Raw genomic sequence first — 17,765 nt, 5'->3', positions numbered from 1 at the left:
GGCGAAAGCATGCCCCCCAGATTTCAGGTCATCGATCTATTTGCGGGTCCGGGTGGACTCGCCGAAGGCTTTACAGCGTTTCGTGACAAAAAAACGCGACAGCCATTTCATATTGCGATGTCGGTTGAAAAAGAAAAGTCCGCCCACCAGACATTAATGCTCAGAAATTTTTTGAGAAAGTTCGCCGGCAGGTTTCCGGTTGAATATTATCGATACCTGAACAATGGGGGAGACGAGCCCGACTGGATTTCGTTGTATCCAGAGCAATGGGCGGCTGCTGAGATGGAAACCCTGCAACTTGAGCTCGGTACCGATCATGCCAAAAAAATCATCCGGAACCGACTCGCCGATTTAAAACGGGGTAACCGAGATAACTTCATCCTGATTGGTGGGCCACCATGCCAAGCTTACTCGCTTGTCGGAAGAGCGCGCAACAAAGGTATAAAGGGCTATAAAGCCCGCGAGGACAAGCGCCACTTCCTTTACAAGGAATATATCGAAATACTACGGACTCTTAGGCCGATCGCGTTTGTTATGGAGAACGTCAAAGGTCTGCTCTCGGCAAAAGTAGACGGAGATTCAATCTTCGAATTAGTCTTAAGCGATTTGACGAGTCCAAATTTTAAGAATGAGTATGAGCTCTTCCCTATTTTTTCAGGAGGCGGGCACAGGCCGACGCGCTCATCTGATTTCGTTTTACGTACTGAAGAATGTGGGATCCCTCAGGCACGGCATCGAGTGATCATTATCGGCGTTCGACGTGATATAGCTAAGGCTGTTCCAGCTCGACTACGAGACCGTGGGTTACTTCAAGAAAAATCGCAGCCAGTAACGGTGGGAGAAGTGCTTGGAGGCATGCCAAAGCTTCGAAGCGGACTGAGTCGAGACGATAGCTCAGAGGCGTGGATTTCCACTCTTATTGATGCATCCCATAAAATTCAGACGGCAGATTTAGGTCTTGATCCCGGCACGGCAGCGAGTTTCCAGAGGGTCTTGGATCGATGCAGATCGGACTGGGAAAGACGACCTTCGAAACTTCGCAGGGTCTCCGCCAATATGGATGTCCTAGAACCAGATTGTCCCAAGATCCTCGGCCAATGGCTGTATGATGCGAAATTAACAAGACTACCAAACAGCGACACGCGCGGTCATATGGCTAGTGACCTCTGCCGATACCTCTTTGCAGCAATATATGCGAAAGTTGTCGGACGCTCCCCGAAGGCATTGGATTTTCCGAAGTCCCTAGCCCCTAACCATTTTAATTGGAACTCCGGTAAGTTTGCCGATCGATTCCGCGTGCAGCTATTGAACCAACCGGCTACGACTGTGACGAGCCACATAGCAAAGGATGGACATTATTTTATCCATCCTGACCCCGCTCAATGTCGAAGCCTAACTGTTAGAGAAGCTGCTAGGCTCCAGACATTTCCAGATAACTACCTCTTCAAGGGCGGGCGTACGGAGCAGTACGTCCAAGTCGGAAATGCGGTCCCGCCATTTCTTGCTTTGAAACTTGCTGAGGCGCTGCATTCAATCCTAGACTAAAACTATTGCGGCACCACCCCCGGTTGATCTTTACCTCGCGAAGCGCCAAGTTCGCTCCGGGGCAAGAATCAAGTGAAAACAAGAGCACTACCACCTGCAGCGGCCGCATTGATCAAATCACTGCGCGGCGTCGGTTATTCTCTAGAAACCGCGGTAGCAGACCTTATCGACAACAGCATTACCGCATGCGCCAGCCAGGTCTCCTTGAATTTGGCGTGGAACGAAGGAAATCCTGTTGCTGCGATATTCGACGACGGCGTCGGCATGACCGAAGCTAAGTTGGTCGAGGCGATGAGGTTCGGGGGAGGCGGTCCTGATACGGAACGGACCGTAAATGACCTTGGACGTTTTGGGTTAGGCCTAAAAACAGCATCGTTTTCACAATGCCGACAACTGACTGTTGTTTCAAAGACCCATAGCGATCAAACAGCGTTCACTTGGGACATCGACTACCTCGCCGACATGGGCTCGAATTGGCAACTTATTGAAGGCGACGAGGGTCTCCCATTAGATTTGCGCGCCATTCTCAATGGAAGTTCTGCCGGCACGCTAGTCGTTTGGCGTAAAATAGACTTCGGTCGAAAAGACGACTTCCCTAGCCACGCTAGCTTTAAGCGCGATTTGGAGCGTTTAGATCATCACCTAGGAATGGTCTTTCACAGGTTCTTAGATGGTGATGCTCCGAGGCTGAGCATTTTACTCAACGGATCACCCGTCAAGGCTTGGGATCCCTTTCTGGAGGCATACTCCATCCCGACGCCAATACAACCGATCCCCAGCCCCGGAGGTAGGATACTATTTCGCGGCTTTATCCTCCCTTACCAAGATCGTTTCGCAACAAAAGAAGAATTTGATCGAGCGGGCGGACCGAACGGGTGGCTGAGCCAACAAGGCTTTTACGTCTATCGACAGAAGCGTTTAATCTATTTCGGCGGATGGCTGGGCTTAGGGCCTTCCCGTTCTTGGACTCGCGATGAGGCCAGCAAGCTTGCTCGTATACGTATCGACATCCCAAACAGCGCTGATCGGGATTGGCGGATAGACATCAAAAAGTCTGAAGCCCGACCACCGGATGCAATTCGTCCGCGGCTACAGCAACTGGCGGAAGATGTTCGAAGGCGCGCTCGAGAAATTCTTGTTCATAGGGGCGATTACGGTCGACGATCCGCTACTTCAGAAGTTTCTAAGATCTGGAAAATAAATGCAGAGAACAGCGATCGACGATACTCCATTGATCGCACCCACGAGTTAGTCGCCACATTGAGGAAAAGACTGTCGGGCGATCGTCAATCTCTTTTGGATAGCATACTCGATGTAATCGAACGTACGGTTCCTGTCGAACGCGTCTGGCTTGACGTTACGGAAAAGGGAGTAAAGCCAGTTCTGTTAGACGAGGCCGCATCTGTGCGGTCGGCGCTCGAACTTGTCCATGTGCTGGAGAAGAACGGATTTGCATTTTCTGACGCTATTACAGCTGTTCAAAAAATGGATCCTTATGAAGGAATACAGGGACTTCGCGAAAAGCTTCTACAACTAGATCGGTTCAAAAAATGACTTCTTTGGAAGAAACGATTGGTTCTATGGCAACGATCTTGCTCCGTCAGCGGCACGGTACGACCGCAGTCGAAAGAAGTGATATTGCGGCGGCATTAACCGATTGTCAGAAGGCATTCCCGGTTCCTCTGACTCCGGATCAGGTTTCTACAATTCAGGCCGAGTTGGAATCAAAGCTGATCGTAAAAGTCGGCAACGCGACGAGTCTTGTTGACGCCATCGGACATGTCGACTGGTATTTCGGCGAAAAGAAAACTGATCGGCGATTCTATAAGCGGTACGAAGACTTTTTATTACATAATCAAGGTTGGGCTAACGCCGCTGTCACTGCAATCGATGCGTCCACTGACACAATAATGGAGCAGCTTGAAAATCCGAGTCGCGAGGGAACGTGGGATCGACGCGGATTGGTAGTAGGTCATGTGCAATCGGGAAAGACTGCCAACTACGCCGCTTTAGCCAACAAAGCAGCCGATGCGGGTTACAAGTTAATCGTAGTTCTCGCTGGCATGCACAATGCCCTGCGACAGCAGACGCAGCGAAGGCTAGATCGAGATTTTTTGGGATATGATACGACTCCGCCTGGCCGGGGGGAGGGCTACAGGCCAATAGGAGTTAATGAGTTCGACCGAGGCGTCTATGCTGAGCATCTGACCACTCAAGCTGCAAATGGTGACTTCAACCAAGCATTTGCTGACAATCTCGGGATGGGTGTTCAACAACGTCCCGTTCTCATGGTTGTGAAAAAAAATGCGAAGATTCTCGCAAATCTAAACAACTGGGTATCCGAAAAACTGACACCAAAAGGCGATACAGAAACAAGACCGTTGCTAGTAATAGACGACGAAGCCGATCAGGCGTCCGTTGATACTGGGCAACAGGGGTTTGATGACGAGGAAGTTCCTGAGTCCGACTACGAGCCCACCCGAATAAATGGACAAATTCGCCGCCTCCTATTTTCTTTCTCTCGGCGAGCATACGTGGCGTACACCGCAACGCCTTTCGCCAATATCCTTATTCACGACAAGGCAGCAAGTGACGGGTTTGGAGCCGATCTATTTCCACGTAACTTTATCGTAAACCTGCCTACGCCCTCAAACTATGTCGGGCCATCACTCGTTTTCGGATTAGACAGCGAAGATGCTGGCGCGGAACCTTTGGACATCATTCGTCACGTTGATCAGGACAAGGAAGGATGGATCACAGCAAGTCACAAAAGGACATTTAATCCAAAGTACCAAAATGCTGACGACATTCCGCCGTCCTTAAAGGACGCTATTCTTTCTTTTGTACTGGTTTGCGCTGCTCGATCGGTTCGAGGCCAGTCCGGCGTCCACAATTCCATGCTTATCCACGTCTCTCGTTTTAAGGATGTTCAGAGCAAAGTATACTCTCAAGTTGATCAGTGGTTTACCGATCTCAAGCGCAGCCTGCGCTACAAGACTGGAAGCCGTCCTCTCGTTGAAGCATGCCAGAAGCTTTGGATCAGCGATTTTGAACCGACGACGCAAAAGTTAAATTCGCTTGGCATCTTTAAGGATACGCCCCCAATTAGTTGGGAGGACCTTAAGGATGAGCTAACTGCAGCCGTTGATCGGATCAGAATCCAAGTCGTAAATAGCGAGATGCCTGCGGCAATTGACTACGAAGGAAACAGTGGTCAGGGCTTAAACATCATCGCGATAGGTGGCGATAAACTATCTCGCGGTCTGACATTGGAGGGACTAAGCGTTAGCTATTTCCTTCGTGCCTCCAAAATGTATGACAGCCTTATGCAGATGGGACGATGGTTCGGGTATCGTCCTGGCTACGCTGACCTTTGCCGCGTCTATCTGACGCCTGATTTGGCGTTGTGGTTTCGCCACGTAGCAACGGCTGCAGACGAGCTTCGAGAGTCATTAAACAGCATGGCGATGATCGGGGCGACTCCAGAGAACTATGGTCTGAGGATTCAAGCTCATGACATCATGCTTGTTACGGCACAAAATAAAATGAGGCATGGAGAGACATTCCAGATCTCCTTCCAGGGCGAAACCAAGATCCAAACTGTTCTCTTCGACGACGGTCCAAACAATTTGCGGAACGCCACCGCAATAACCTTATTTCTCGGCAATCTAGGCGAACCGGCTCCTCTCAACGTGGCCGAGAGAGTCGATGCAGCCCTTACCAGTACGAGCTCTAGGCGTATTTGGAGCGGCGTTAGGGGTAGCGATGTAGCCGACCTCTTATCAGAGATGGTTTTCCCGGAAGAATCAAGACAAGTGAATGGACTCCGGCTCGCTAAATATATTCGAGAACAGATAAAGGTCGGTGAGCTGACAGATTGGACGATATGCTTGCCGGCCGGTGCCGGTGAGCCACTAACCGTTCGCGGAATGGAGTTCACGACCGTAAACAGGGCGCCTATTCCTCGTGGGACGGACACTGGGAGATACGTTGTCAAGACCTCACTTTCCCCTTCCGATGAAACAGTCGATCTCTCAGATGAGGAATTCGAAAGCGCGCTAGCTTCGACTAATAGGAAAAGAGCGGCGAACGGGGGAACGAAAGCGAAAATTCCTGATGGTCAAGAGATTAGGCGGACTAGAGGAATCGATCCGAAGCGGGCTCTCCTCATACTCTATCCACTTTCTCCTTCTGCGGCACACCTAAAGCTCGACGTCCCAATATTCGCGGTCGTCGCGAGCTTTCCCGAGTCGCAAAGTGGTCAGACCGTGCGGTACATTTTTAGCACGACGGAGCAGCGTTTCGAACTCGCATGATTGATCCTTCAGCCGAACTGATCGAGAAATGGGCTCGCGTTAGCGCTTCTGAGCCAAGTGGCCATGAATGGCGGGCTGTTGCGTTGAACGCGATAGCGCCGTTACGCATTCTGGTGGGCGTCAGAGAACCTGACAACAAGATTGCGCTCATACTTGAAGCTCCGCTCGCAGAGGCCCCGAAAGAATTCATTCATTTCACTGCAAACGGATTGACCGTTGCGGACCAACGCAGGTTTGGCGAAAATATTTATAGAGTGGCAATCGTACTGGAGCGCTCGGAGGTACGCGATGTTTTCGAGGTACTAGCCGCCGACATTGTGACTGTAGTTGCTTCCGCCTCGAACACAAAGACTGCAATACGAGCAACTACCAGGAGGCTTGAAGCGTGGCAGGCGTGCCTTCGGTCAGGCCGAAGAGGCCTCACATTGGAGGAGCAGATCGGCCTGTTTGGTGAAGTGGCTGTTCTTGAAATGCTGGGTGACGCTGCAGGGTACAAGGAGGCCGTAGCCGCGTGGGGCGGCCCTCTAGATAGTATCCATGACTTCAGCGCGCGCGGCATTGCATTCGAAGTGAAGAGTTCGACCGGTGTCGGCAACCGAATTCAAATCTCAACTCTGAACCAACTTGAGACGGAAGGGCTCAACCAGCTCCTCGTCGTGAGGCTCCGCCTTCGAGAGGATTCCAACGGAATTACCCTGAACGAATATATAGGTAAGATCCGCGTCAAGATAGATGAGCCGAGCGCCACCGACCCCGACTTCGGCGAGCGATTATTGCGACTTGGCTATTTGTTATCTGATAGTTCTCTTTACGAGAATAATCGCTGGGTAAATGAAGGTTTTCGATTCTACGAAGTTATGCAGGGATTTCCCAGGCTTGTTAATTCCGACATTCCTGCGGGAGTTATCGACGGGGCCTACGTGATAGATGAGCAAGCACTCCTTCCGTTCAGGCGTGAAATTGATGCTTTCGAACTAGCTGCTGAAAAAATGCTTGGGAAGCTGCGATGAACGATTTGAGTTTAGAAGAATACGCTAAGGAACTTGCATCTGAAGTAGATAGTGCCGTTGAAGATGGGAATGAGACCCCCTACCACGAACGCGAATTTACTCGAATTGTGATCGAAGAGCTCTCAGATGACGGAGCCCTGGAAAATCCAACCCCTCTTTGGGAAGAAGGAACGTTCAGTCGAACGCGATTTAAGATTAGTGGATATTCGATTCCTGACGATCTTGAGCGCCTGACTCTCATCACGACCGTATATCTGGGAGATGCGACCCTTCGCCAGCTGACAACGGACGAGATACTTACGGCCTGTCAGCAGGCGATCAAATTCTACGAATGCAGCTGTCAAGAACTCTATAAGCAAATTGAACCAGCAAACACAGATGCCAGCGACTTAGCGCGACGCATATACGAGGGACGCGACCACATCGTCACGTTGAGAGTCATAGTACTTTCGGATGGCCTAGCGGGATTGAAATCAATTGACTTGAAAAAGGCGTTCGATGGCACCCGAGTCGTCGTGGATCTCTTCGGGATTGATCGCCTTCATCGTATTCTGGGCAAAGGCTACACGCGCGATGACATCGCTATAGATGTCGTGGAAAGCTGCGGCCGAACAATCCCAGCGTTAAAAGTCTCCACAATTGGTGAAGGCTACGACGCATACATGGCAGCGCTGCCAGGCGCCTTCCTTGCCGACGTATACGAGAAGTATGGTACGCGGCTTTTAGAGCTTAACGTACGCGCGTTTCTCGGCTTAAGCGGAAGAAAGTCTGTAAACGCAAACCTTCGAAAGACAATTAGAGAACAACCAGACAGGTTCCTAGCGTATAACAATGGCATTGTAGCAACGGTCGATAGCATCGAGGTTGCCGATGATGGAACCGGCCGTGTTGAGATTCGAGCTTTACGCGGATTGCAGATCGTGAACGGGGGGCAAACAACAGCAAGCCTTCATCGGGCTCTTCGCATTGATAGAGCATCATTAGAAAAAATCCACGTTCCCGCAAAGATCATATCGGTCACAGGTGCGAACCTTGACGAAATGGTGGCCGCAGTATCGCGATCAGCAAACAGTCAGAACACGGTTCAGCCGGCGGACTTTTCATCCAACGAGCCGTTTCATGTATCCGTGGAGAACTTGGCAAATAACGTTTGGCTGCCCGATGCTAGTGGACGTTGGTTTTATGAGCGAGCCCGTGGAAGCTATGGAGCTCAGGAACTCGCGTCATCCTCGCGAGCAGAGAAGCGCAAGCGGTTCGCAATGGAAACGCCGCGCGATAGGCGCATCTCTAAGACCGATTTGGCCAAGTACTTAAATGCTTGGGACGGTTTCCCAAACTTGGTAAGTTACGGAAACCAAAAAAACTTCCAATTCTTTATGCAAGCGATGAAAGACAGTAAATCTCAGTCCCTTGAGCTCGATCAAGCGTGGTTTAAAGCCTTGATCGCGAAAGGCCTCATATTTCGCACTGTGCAGGCAATAGTTAAAGCAAAAAAGTTTCCGGCCTATCAAGCGAATATTGTCGCATACACCGTCGCTTGCTTAAGCTTCAAAACCAGTGGAAATGTTGACTTTGATGCAATTTGGCTTGCCCAAAGTGTTTCGACAGAGCTGCGTCAAATGCTGGGTGATTGGGTTGTTCTCATAGATATGAAGCTGCGCACTTCCGCGGAGCCCAAGATGCCAAGTGAATGGGCTAAGAAGCCCGAATGCTGGAGCGCATTCCAAGAGCTTGATTTGCCAGTCCCGACGAAATCACCGCCGGAGCTAATTTTCGACGTAGCTGATGATATTGAAAACAAAGTTGGAATGGAGTTGGACGACAGTCTGGCGAGGGAGAGAAGCCAGAGCGTTGATCCCGATGACTGGATGCTGCAACTCAGAGAAGTATTCTCGGACGGCCTTGTACGAGATCGCGACGGAGCAATAGTAGAGCTTGCTAGGCAGTTTGGGTTTAGGCGTACCGGTTCTAAGGTCCGCGAAGATATCGATAAACTGATTAGGACCGCGGTGCGCCGGGGAATTCTGGGCTCCAACGGAAAAGGGCTGTCGCTCGCAGCAAGCAAGATTTCGGACTATGAGCGCGATTTTCTAAAAGATCAGTTTGTGGCATCCATGCCTTCTCGCGCATGGATCGAACGCACTGACAGCATAAGAGCTTTTGCAAGGTGGTTGGGCTATAGAAGAACAGGATCAATTATTACTGAGACGATGCGATCCATTATCGCTGGGCTGATAAGGGAAACTCGTATAGAGAGCGACGGCTCACGCATTAGACGAAGTTAGGCTGATTTGCGGTTTTGATCCGGAGAAGTTTCCTTATCTAAGAAGTGCGTCGTCGCATGACCCACAAACCGTCTGTTTAGCGAGTGAGTGAAACTGGAATGACTGCTACTTAATCTTTAGCGGATCAATGCCAATCTTCGTGAACAAAGTCGTCAAATCATCCCCGAGACGTAAGGGGCCGACCGTAGCGCTCCCCCCCTCGTCGCGCACCCTCGAGGCAAAGCGTTCGGCTTTACTTTCCTCAAGATGAAACTGTCGTTCCTCTGTGCTATTGTGGGGCGTAAATGTAACCGTTTTACGTACCAAACTATCCTCCTGAAGGGCTGCTCTTCTATCAAAGTCATATGCACTGTAGTTAAAGTAGTGCCCCTGATGCATTGTCAAGAAAAAGGCTTCCCTGGCGAATGTACCGGTTCAACATCGCATCAGAGTTATGTCCAGTTTGCTGCCTAATAATCCAAGATGGCACTCTCGCTTGTGCTGCACTCGTTGCCAACCCAGCTCTTAAGCTGTGACCTGAATAGCTCTTTGCATCTATACCGGCTGCTTTGACTCGCTCACGGACAACAAGGCATACCGCTTCTCCCGATAAGCGCAGCTCACTAATCCTTTGATGGCGGTCAATCGAGCGAAAAACAGCTCCTTCTTTCTGGGTAGTCGATACTCGCCACTGTTCGACCGTTACTACTGGACACCAACGCCCTTTCCCGTACGGAATCCCAATTTTGCGGCCCATTCCATTTTGGTCCGTTTTGGATCGGCGTAAAGTTATCTCCAAACCTTGCCGAACCGACACAAGATCTTCCCAATCGAGCCCGACTAATTCAGACCTTCGAAGGCCGCCAGCGAAGCCCAACAATAGTAATGCCCTATCTCGGTAATCCTTCAGCCGGACACCCATCGATTCGAGCACAACAAACAGATCCTCCTTCACGAGTGGAGTTGCTTGACGTTGAGCGAGGCCTCTCATCCGTCTTATCCCTCGCATTGTGGCCTTAACAACCTCGGCTGAGGTTGGATTGCTAAAGCCTAAAGATCGATGGACCTTGGCTAAAGCGGCAAGACGCCGGGTAAGTGTTGCTGGAGTATTCAAGCTAACGTGTGCGGCGAGATAGGCTGCTATTGTGTCGGAAGTCGCGGGGATCGTGCCGCCCCATTTCTCGAAATGAAGGAGATCACTCAGGTAAGCAGCGCGCGTATTCTCCGAGAGGCTATCTCGGATGCAGTCGGCGACGGTGAATTGAATGTCGCTTGTGCAATTAATTGCAAATCTGGCCGCCACTTTAAGCCCCTCGCTGTCCAATATGGTTCTCGATAATAGAAGGTTATCACGAGTTAGGGGGCTATCCGACATTGGATCGCTCCTCATTCAGGGCGCGAATGTCGTTACGCATCCATCCAAGTAACTCTGTCCCATCGTTACAAGGAGGAGCATGACACTCTATATCCACGCGACGCCGTAGCTCTTCCGCCAATGACCATTGTGCCCGGTGACGCACTAGTCCTCCTTCAACCCGAAATAGGACGGTCCCGACGAAGTTAACTCTGTGTGGCGGTCGGAGATGGTCACGAACCCAGCGTGCAGTCTCGCAGTTCAGACCAAGAAATCTCGACAGGGCCGCTCTCCCTTCGCGCGTATACATGTCGAGACACCAGCTCGGAACAGGACCTATTGTCGATGATTCCGGAAATACGTCGTCGCAAGAGCTACTGTCTTCCAACAAGGCGTGTGGCGATAGCAAAGCCAAAAATGGACAAAGAGGCAGCCCGAGTGTTCGGTAACCCTCCCGAGCAATCTCGACTACAGTATGTGGAAGGCCTGCTTCGCACATTTGATCAAAGGCAACGGTTGGTTCGCCGCGACGGAGGCTCAGTAGCTTAGTCTGCCTAGGATGCGTACCGCAGGCGAACCACGCCGCCAGAGCTCTGACTGGAAGCGCCGCAGATCCAGTGCTGATCTTCACTAGCTCACCAATTGATTTTGTTGCTAGCGCAGTGCGAGCTCGCGCAAATCGGGGATGAAGTTCGGCAGTCAACAGTAGATCGTCTGCGGATCGACATTTGAGGGATTTAGCCATTCGCTCGACGGCAAAGCTAGCGACCTTCCAGTCTCCGCCGATAGACGATCTAAAGCGCTTACCGGCGAGGGCCGAGGTAACCAAGGACACAGTATCAAGATCAGCTACCCCGATCTCCTCAAAGGCCGCCGCCCCAATCCTCCTCCAGAGTCTGTCGGGCGAGGACAGTAATAAGCTGGCTGCCGCACTCAACGCAATCTCTACCTCGCCGCGCCGTATGGCCTTCTGCAGCAAACTCATGGCAATCCAAGGCGAAACGCTTAGAGGAATTGGCGGTGAATCTCTGTAGGAGTACAATTCGTCCGCGAGCTGTTCGCGTGACTGTGAGACAATGATTGATCCGTTCATGTTGTCGCTCCTTTTTTGTGAGGAGCAAAAACGTCTAGCCCACCTTGGACGATGATCCTGTTGTCGCTCAAGTAAAGTGTTTTGCAGAAACAACGGAAAAAGAGTGAAGGAACACGATGCAGAAAACTGGGCCACGAAGAACCTTCTACAAATACATGACGGCCGAAACCGCTCTAATAGTCCTTGAAAATAATTCCTTTCGTTGGTCTCTTCCGACGCTCTTCAATGATCCCTTCGACGTTCAATTCGATTTACGGGTGGAGTTTGACCACGATCGCGTTGTCGAACAGTCGCTCAATAATCTGATCGATATGTACATGGGCCGTCGAAGAGCGGCGGAAGCGAACAAGCTGGCTAATGCAGTTATGTTTTTGCAAAGGAATGTGCCGGGTCTAAGCGAGAGAGAGTTGCGGGACCAGCTTCGCCCAGGGCTTATCGAGTCGTTGGCCGCGATGAAAAATGGTCTTCCGGCTCATTTTGAAGAATTGCGAGCAGTACTGGCTCCATTAAAGCTGCTATGTCTGACTGAAGTGCCCGACAACAATCTCATGTGGGCGCACTATGCGGATAATCATACAGGCGCTGTTATCGAGTTAGCCGTTGTTGATGAGATTGATAGTGTCTGGGGAGCAGCTAAGCCCGTGCGTTATTCCAGTGAGATGCCATTTCTCGCTGATGAGCAGAGAATGATCCGGGTCCTGTCGGGAGAGGGCTCCATCGGCCGGCCAGAATTGTGGGATGACGTCCTTTACGTAAAAGCACTCGATTGGGCCTACGAGAAAGAATGGCGTCTGGTCGGAGGATGGGAGCAAGGCAAAAGTGTCGAGTTAGTCTCATTTCATGCCAAAGAAGTCACTGGTCTGTATTTGGGTTGCCGTATGGACGAAGCAAACCGAAAGAAATTAAGAGAAGTGTTGGCGGCCAAGTATCCTCACGCGCGGGTTTGTAGTGGCAAAAAGGCCGTTCATAAATTTGCCGTCGAGTTTGAGTGACCTTTCTTAGGTGGATGCGCGAGAAAACCGCGCGCATGTGTCCATAATTTCTGGTCAATTGTTCATCGAGAACTGCAGCATGCTGAACTGTCTGGCCGCAGTGCTATCCAGCTGAGAGACAAAGTCAGATTTCCTTCACGCCTCGTGCGAACCCGTTGAGCTGCCAGCAATATTCGAATTAGAACCGGGTTCAACTCAAGCACTTTAACTATTGCTGCGTGTCCTCCAACATGTCCTCGGTACAGAGCATATGTAGGGCCTAGGGGCCGGATTGCGTAGGCGTGCAATTAATTGCAAACTTCCATCATTGATGATGAAACTTATGCAGATCATGCTCACCAAGAGCTGCAAGCCAATTGGTCCATATAACCGAGGGCCCCCAGAGTTGGTGCGGCTGGCTCTCTAAGTGCTTCCGATACAAAGTTCGTTTTGCTTTTGGCAGGCGAGCCAACGCCGCAGGTAAACCTCTAACCGAAACGCTATCCTTAAAAAGAGACCACAGCCATTCTTTCTCAGTCGGCGGCGCGTTTAGAAGTTCGGTGAGCGAAAGTGCAGCGAACGGGTTGGGTAAATCTGGCAGGCTAGACAGCTTCTTAATTGCGGGATTGAGCATTCGCCGTTCGACCCGAACTGTTGCTTTTCCCTCCCAGGGTTTTCCTTGCCCCAGCTGCTGTGCCTTTTTATTATAGATGAGTGTTTGATTGCCGCCTTTTTTCCCCAACACTAAAGTCTGCAGCTTTCCGGCAACCGTCCATTCTTTCGTGGAAAGCCCTTGCTTTGGCAGCACAGCAAACATACCAGGCCGTGCTTCAGGTATGTCCACTGCGATATCAATGCGACTTATACGTCCGTATTCGATTACGTAGTCCCATCCACCCGGCATGATTGACGTTAGAACCCCGTGCAGTTCGGAGAATCCAATAGAGCCGATCGCAGATGGGTTGAATTCGATACGGAAACGCAACGCTTTCTTCCCTTCGTGTAAAAACTGAAGAAGGGGTCGCGCAGTGCACGCTTGCAAACCGACAAATTTAGCGAACGAGTACTTTCCCTTGGCTTTGTAGCCCGCTTCATTGAATACTGTTTTGTCGCAAATCTGGGTCCATATGTTCGTGAATATGCTTGCAGCGTCATTGTCTTGAACCGTTACGACTACACTGAGCTTATCGATGAACGGTATGAGGCCAGAATTTTTGCTAGACGCTGGAGTGGGAAGGACGTCGAAAGTGGTATTTGGGAGGGTTTTGGTCTTGTTAGAGACTGCACTCTTTTTAAAAATTTTTATGGGCAAGACTTACGCCGTATCGTTTGCAGCAACCCGATCAATCAGTTGAAATATCTCGAAAGCGATCACGCCTTGGGATTCTGAGATGTATTCGTTATGCGACGGTCGATGAGCCACTGTTCGAGATCGGAAACATCGTACAAAATCCTAGCACCTATCTTGAAGTAGTGCGGACTTCCCCCGTAGACCCGCAGCTTGTCCAAATAACCCTTGCTTATCCCGAGGAATGTCGCGGCCTCTTTGACTGATAACTTTCGCGAAATATGTACTGCTTCCATTTTATTGCCCACGGTACGTGCCGGAACATTCCGACTCACTGTGGGAATTTCAGTAATATCGTCGATAACAGTCCGCTATGGAAAAGGAGTCTATCTTACCAGTCTTTATCCAGACTCTTTCGATGCTCGGACCAAGCTTGCATAATGACAGCGCGTGACGTTGAAAGCTCCTCTGAAATCATCGCCACCAAGAATTTTAGGTTCTTACCGTGCTTCAATCCCGTTCTGATTGTATGAACGATATACTGCTTTCCTAACAGAGAGCTTCCGACGTTCTGCGGAGCTCCTTTGCGCCAACGCGCCAATACGAGTCGATTTTCGAAGCGTGTTTTCAAGTCAGCATCTTCGCATATTAGGCCGACCAAAATTCTCCATGCCTCGCCATCGAGATAACTAAGTTGTTTGAGGACGTGACGAATCTCATCGTGAGAGCCGTCTTCAAAGGCTTTAATCAGAGTGTCTGATGCGACCGCATGAATTTCGGCCTCTGACTTCATGCTCCAAATCCTTCCGTATCATCCGCATTCAGGGCGGTCGCTATTGCACCGGATATTTGAAGTGATGCCAATTTTGTGGGATCGTCACCCAAATGAGCATAGCGCGCCGTTGTCATAGGCTGCGAATGACCAAGAAGCTTACCTATAATGGGAAGCCCAAGGCCGGCCGTTACACCAAAGCTAGCATGCGTATGTCGAAGATCGTGTAGTCGGATGTTATCCAGGCCTGCGCGGGTAACAATGGCTTTCCATGGACGCTTTAAATCACAGCGCGCCGCGCCAATCTTTGAACCGGCGATTACATATTCACCTATGCGTGGCAGCGAAGCCAGAACTTGGAGCGTTGCCGGATTCAAATACAGAGTTTTCTGCCCAGTCTTTGAATCCGGAAGCAAGAATAGGCCTCGTTCGAGATCAAGCTCTCGCCAACGTAAATTTAATATTTCACTTTTGCGGGCCCCAGTGAAGAGCAGCAGTCGAATTGCGGCTGCCGAATACTGATCAATCAATATCTTGCGGTTCTCTAGGGCTGGAAGGTGCTTGAGCTTCGCATCGGGTTTTTTAGGGTGCCAAATGATACCCGTTGTTTCGCCCTCTCGCAGCGCCGCGCCCAGCCTCGCTAGCTCAGTGGAGGAAAGATATCGCTCTCGCTTTATCTCTCTATATTTTTCGACCCCTTTTGCGGGGTTGTGATCGGATGAGATAAGCTGTTGTCGATACGCGAATGTATAAATGCTGCTAAGCACGGCTATAACGCGGTTGGCTGCGGACGGGCGCCGTCCAAGGCGTTCATGCAACGACTGGGCCTCAGATCGAGTGAGATCCTTCGCCGCGATGTTTCCAAAAGCTGGAACTATGTAAGCATCGATGATGTGTCGATAGCTCTCAAGCGTCTGCCTTTTGCGTCGGATTGAAACGTGGCGCGCTAAAAACACCTGGCCTAGTTCTGATACGGTTATTGCTGTCCTAGCCGCTCTCTCCTCAGCGGCCGGATCGGATCCGTGTGCAACAGAACCAAGCCGTTTTCGCGCTAGCTGACGGGCTTCATCAGGCAATATTGCGCCAACTGAACCTAAGGTAAGTCTTCGGGTTGGAGATCTCCTTCCCCGCCCTGCGCGGTAGCACAAGATATACGACATAGCGCCAGAAGGCCGGACTCGAACTCCAAATCCCGGCAGTTCGCTGTCCCACACTGTATATTCGGCCAGGGTTGGCTGGAGTGCGTCGATCGATTTTTTTGATATGCGAAATTTCTGCAATTCTAAGCTCCGGGAAGCACCGGGGAAGCACCAGGAAGTTAATTAGGTGTGATGCCCTGAAAAGCAGTATGAGACGCATGTCATTGATAGCAAGGTGTTTTTGTCAAATTGAAGCTTCAGGCAACGCTGTGTAACACGTCGCTTGAAATTCGTAATGACGGGGTCACAGGTTCGAGTCCTGTTTGCGGCACCAATCGCGCTCCGGCGCCATCCATTTTAGTCGCAACAGTCAGCCGCAGCTCTGGTGCCTTACGTGGCGGCTGCCGGCATTTCGAGGTCGGCCCAGATCTTGGCGAAATAGGCCTGGAAGGCAGCGTCGGTGCGCAGCGCCACGGGATCGCGGCCTGCCTTGGGCAGGTTGATGACATGGAGCGCCCGCACGGTCGCCGGGCGTGCGCTCAGCACCAGAACGCGATCGGCCATGGCGATGGCTTCGCCAATGTCATGGGTGACCAGAATGGCGCTCTTGCCGTTTTCGGCGATGATGCGTGACACGTCGGCCTGCAGCAGCAGCCGGGTCTGGAAATCCAGCGCCGAAAACGGCTCATCCAGCAGGATCACCTGCGGATCGAATGCCAGCGTGCGCATGATGGCCACGCGCTGGCGCATGCCGCCTGACAAGGTTGCGGGCTTGGCGTTCTCGAAACCGTTTAGGCCGTAGGCGCGGATCAATTTCATGGCGATGTCGCGCGAGGTCTGCCGCGCCGCACCGCGCACCTCCAAACCGAGCATCACATTGTCGATGACCGAACGCCACGGTAGCAGCAGATCCTTCTGAAGCATGTAGCCGACATGTCCTGCGGCATCGTCGACGCGGATGCCTGCGACCTCCACATGGCCGCGCGTCGGTTTCAGCAAACCGGCGATGACATTGAACAATGTGGACTTGCCGCAGCCGGACGGGCCGACAATGGCCAAGGTTTCGCCTTGTCGCAATTCGAAGCTGACGTCGCGGATGGCTTCGACAAACTGCTTGCCGCTTCCGAAGGATGCGCCGACCTGTTCGGCCTTGAGCACAGCGGATGTGGACGACGACGTTCCGATTTGCGTCATGACGTTCATGCATCCACCTCGCTGCAGAAGCCGAGCAGCATGTTATTGAAAACATCGGGTATCACGGCGGTGAAGGCATGGGCGCCCCATTCCACTTCCCGAACGCGCGCGCCCGGAATGGCGGCAGCCAGTTGTTGCGAGAGATAAGCCGGCACCAGGCTGTCGTCCCGCGATGAGGCCAGCAGTGTCGGCGTTGCAATGTTAGCGAGAGTGTCGCCGGGGTCGAAGGCGAGAAACATGTCGATGCGCGCATTCATCGTGGCCGCTGTCGGGAAGTGCGCGAGGATGCGCTCTTCTTCCGCGTCGAGCTGCGCGGCATTGTCGGAAATCCAGCGTGGCGGATAGAGGAACAGCGGCTGTGCGCGCACATATGCTTTCGGGCCGGACTGGTTTAGGATCTGTTTGCGCACTTCGAAACAGCGCCGCAGGAATGGATCGGCGCGGCCCCAGCCATTCACCACCACCAGGCTGCGTAAGCGCGCTGGATGACGCAGGGCAAGTTCAATTCCGACGATGCCGCCGATGGCATGCCCCACCACATGCGCATTGCTGACGCTGGCGTGGTCGAGCACATGCGCGATATCATCGGCCATACCGGCGATCGATCGTGGCGGCGCAGTGTTATCAACGCTACGACCGGTGCCGACGTGATCGTAAAGGATGACTTGGTGGCGCTGCGCGAGTGCTGCGATCTGCGGCGTCCAGAACGATCCACTGCCGCCCATGCCGGCCGACATGAGGATTGCCGTTCCGTGTCCATGAGTTTCGTAATAGATGTCGGCGTCACCGCCGCTTGCATAGGGCATGGCTTGTCTTGCG

The 17,765-nt window shown here is 51.8% G+C and carries 14 protein-coding genes; 7 read left to right on the top strand and 7 right to left on the bottom strand.

The features are described 5' to 3' along the window. Nucleotides 1-9: 9 nt before the first annotated feature. The 5 genes from A4A58_RS29565 (at nt 10) to A4A58_RS04665 (ending at nt 9,156) form a co-directional block, all read left to right on the top strand. Complete coding sequence (locus A4A58_RS29565) at nt 10-1,545, top strand: DNA cytosine methyltransferase (RefSeq protein WP_081421703.1); 1,536 nt, start codon at nt 10-12, stop codon at nt 1,543-1,545. 108 nt (nt 1,546-1,653) lie between these two features. Next, entirely contained in the window at nt 1,654-3,099 is a 1,446-nt protein-coding gene (locus A4A58_RS29560) for an ATP-binding protein (RefSeq protein ID WP_158005648.1), read from the top strand. Then, nucleotides 3,096-5,861 (top strand): Z1 domain-containing protein, encoded by a 2,766-nt coding sequence (locus A4A58_RS04675; RefSeq protein WP_081421701.1) that lies wholly within the window; start codon nt 3,096-3,098, stop codon nt 5,859-5,861. The genes A4A58_RS29560 and A4A58_RS04675 overlap by 4 nt, the downstream gene beginning before the upstream one ends. Continuing rightward, nucleotides 5,858-6,871, top strand: a complete 1,014-nt coding sequence (locus A4A58_RS04670; RefSeq protein ID WP_068730179.1) for a PD-(D/E)XK motif protein — start codon at nt 5,858-5,860, stop codon at nt 6,869-6,871. The genes A4A58_RS04675 and A4A58_RS04670 overlap by 4 nt, the downstream gene beginning before the upstream one ends. Continuing rightward, entirely contained in the window at nt 6,868-9,156 is a 2,289-nt protein-coding gene (locus A4A58_RS04665; protein WP_068730178.1) for an AIPR family protein, read from the top strand. The genes A4A58_RS04670 and A4A58_RS04665 overlap by 4 nt, the downstream gene beginning before the upstream one ends. Before the next feature lie 355 nt (nt 9,157-9,511). Here the strand turns inward: A4A58_RS04665 and A4A58_RS29555 are convergent, their stop codons facing one another. Further along, nucleotides 9,512-10,510 (bottom strand): site-specific integrase, encoded by a 999-nt coding sequence (locus A4A58_RS29555; protein ID WP_244499658.1) that lies wholly within the window; start codon nt 10,508-10,510, stop codon nt 9,512-9,514. A 1,188-nt stretch (nt 10,511-11,698) separates the two neighbouring features. Between A4A58_RS29555 and A4A58_RS04650 the strand changes: the two genes are divergently transcribed. Next, complete coding sequence (locus A4A58_RS04650; protein WP_081421699.1) at nt 11,699-12,574, top strand: DUF2971 domain-containing protein; 876 nt, start codon at nt 11,699-11,701, stop codon at nt 12,572-12,574. Nucleotides 12,575-12,878: 304 nt separating this feature from the next. On the opposite strand, the gene A4A58_RS04645 is transcribed toward A4A58_RS04650, so the two are convergent. After that, nucleotides 12,879-13,538 carry a hypothetical protein gene (locus tag A4A58_RS04645; protein ID WP_204378160.1) on the bottom strand — a complete coding sequence of 220 codons (660 nt, stop codon included), beginning with the start codon at nt 13,536-13,538 and terminating at the stop codon, nt 12,879-12,881. 51 nt (nt 13,539-13,589) lie between these two features. Between A4A58_RS04645 and A4A58_RS31245 the strand changes: the two genes are divergently transcribed. Then, complete coding sequence (locus A4A58_RS31245; protein ID WP_204378159.1) at nt 13,590-13,943, top strand: hypothetical protein; 354 nt, start codon at nt 13,590-13,592, stop codon at nt 13,941-13,943. Here A4A58_RS31245 and A4A58_RS04640 read toward each other — a convergent pair. The 5 genes from A4A58_RS04640 to rutD all read right to left on the bottom strand — a co-directional run bounded on the left by A4A58_RS04640 (nt 13,925) and on the right by rutD (nt 17,752). Further along, the gene (locus A4A58_RS04640; protein ID WP_068730173.1) at nt 13,925-14,137 is read right to left on the bottom strand and encodes a helix-turn-helix transcriptional regulator; all 213 of its coding nucleotides are present in this window, start codon (nt 14,135-14,137) and stop codon (nt 13,925-13,927) included. The genes A4A58_RS31245 and A4A58_RS04640 overlap by 19 nt on opposite strands. Nucleotides 14,138-14,232: 95 nt before the next feature. Further along, nucleotides 14,233-14,634 (bottom strand): hypothetical protein, encoded by a 402-nt coding sequence (locus A4A58_RS04635; RefSeq protein ID WP_068730172.1) that lies wholly within the window; start codon nt 14,632-14,634, stop codon nt 14,233-14,235. Then, nucleotides 14,631-15,893: a site-specific integrase gene (locus tag A4A58_RS29550; protein ID WP_081421698.1), complete on the bottom strand. Its 1,263-nt coding sequence runs from the start codon at nt 15,891-15,893 to the stop codon at nt 14,631-14,633. Before A4A58_RS29550 ends, A4A58_RS04635 begins: the two co-directional genes overlap by 4 nt. Before the next feature lie 249 nt (nt 15,894-16,142). Next, nucleotides 16,143-16,955: an ABC transporter ATP-binding protein gene (locus A4A58_RS04630; RefSeq protein ID WP_081421697.1), complete on the bottom strand. Its 813-nt coding sequence runs from the start codon at nt 16,953-16,955 to the stop codon at nt 16,143-16,145. Beyond that, nucleotides 16,952-17,752, bottom strand: a complete 801-nt coding sequence (rutD, locus tag A4A58_RS04625) for a pyrimidine utilization protein D (protein ID WP_068730171.1) — start codon at nt 17,750-17,752, stop codon at nt 16,952-16,954. Before rutD ends, A4A58_RS04630 begins: the two co-directional genes overlap by 4 nt. Nucleotides 17,753-17,765: the final 13 nt, after the last annotated feature.

The sequence above is a fragment of the Tardiphaga robiniae genome, from assembly GCF_001618955.1.
GTDB classification, from domain to species: Bacteria; Pseudomonadota; Alphaproteobacteria; order Rhizobiales; family Xanthobacteraceae; genus Tardiphaga; species Tardiphaga robiniae_A.
Note: the sequence above shows the minus strand (reverse complement) of the source record. Positions and strands in the feature narration are given on the sequence as shown.

Excerpts from the sequence above, each read along its gene's own strand:
- A4A58_RS04650 (WP_081421699.1), top strand. The coding sequence starts at position 11,699 with ATGCAGAAAACTGGGCCACGAAGAACCTTCTACAAATACATGACGGCC.
- rutD (WP_068730171.1), bottom strand. The coding sequence starts at position 17,752 with ATGCCCTATGCAAGCGGCGGTGACGCCGACATCTATTACGAAACTCAT.
- A4A58_RS04630 (WP_081421697.1), bottom strand. The coding sequence starts at position 16,955 with ATGAACGTCATGACGCAAATCGGAACGTCGTCGTCCACATCCGCTGTG.
- A4A58_RS04635 (WP_068730172.1), bottom strand. The coding sequence starts at position 14,634 with ATGAAGTCAGAGGCCGAAATTCATGCGGTCGCATCAGACACTCTGATT.
- A4A58_RS04640 (WP_068730173.1), bottom strand. The coding sequence starts at position 14,137 with ATGGAAGCAGTACATATTTCGCGAAAGTTATCAGTCAAAGAGGCCGCG.
- A4A58_RS29555 (WP_244499658.1), bottom strand. The coding sequence starts at position 10,510 with ATGTCGGATAGCCCCCTAACTCGTGATAACCTTCTATTATCGAGAACC.
- A4A58_RS29565 (WP_081421703.1), top strand. The coding sequence starts at position 10 with ATGCCCCCCAGATTTCAGGTCATCGATCTATTTGCGGGTCCGGGTGGA.
- A4A58_RS04665 (WP_068730178.1), top strand. The coding sequence starts at position 6,868 with ATGAACGATTTGAGTTTAGAAGAATACGCTAAGGAACTTGCATCTGAA.
- A4A58_RS04675 (WP_081421701.1), top strand. The coding sequence starts at position 3,096 with ATGACTTCTTTGGAAGAAACGATTGGTTCTATGGCAACGATCTTGCTC.
- A4A58_RS04670 (WP_068730179.1), top strand. The coding sequence starts at position 5,858 with ATGATTGATCCTTCAGCCGAACTGATCGAGAAATGGGCTCGCGTTAGC.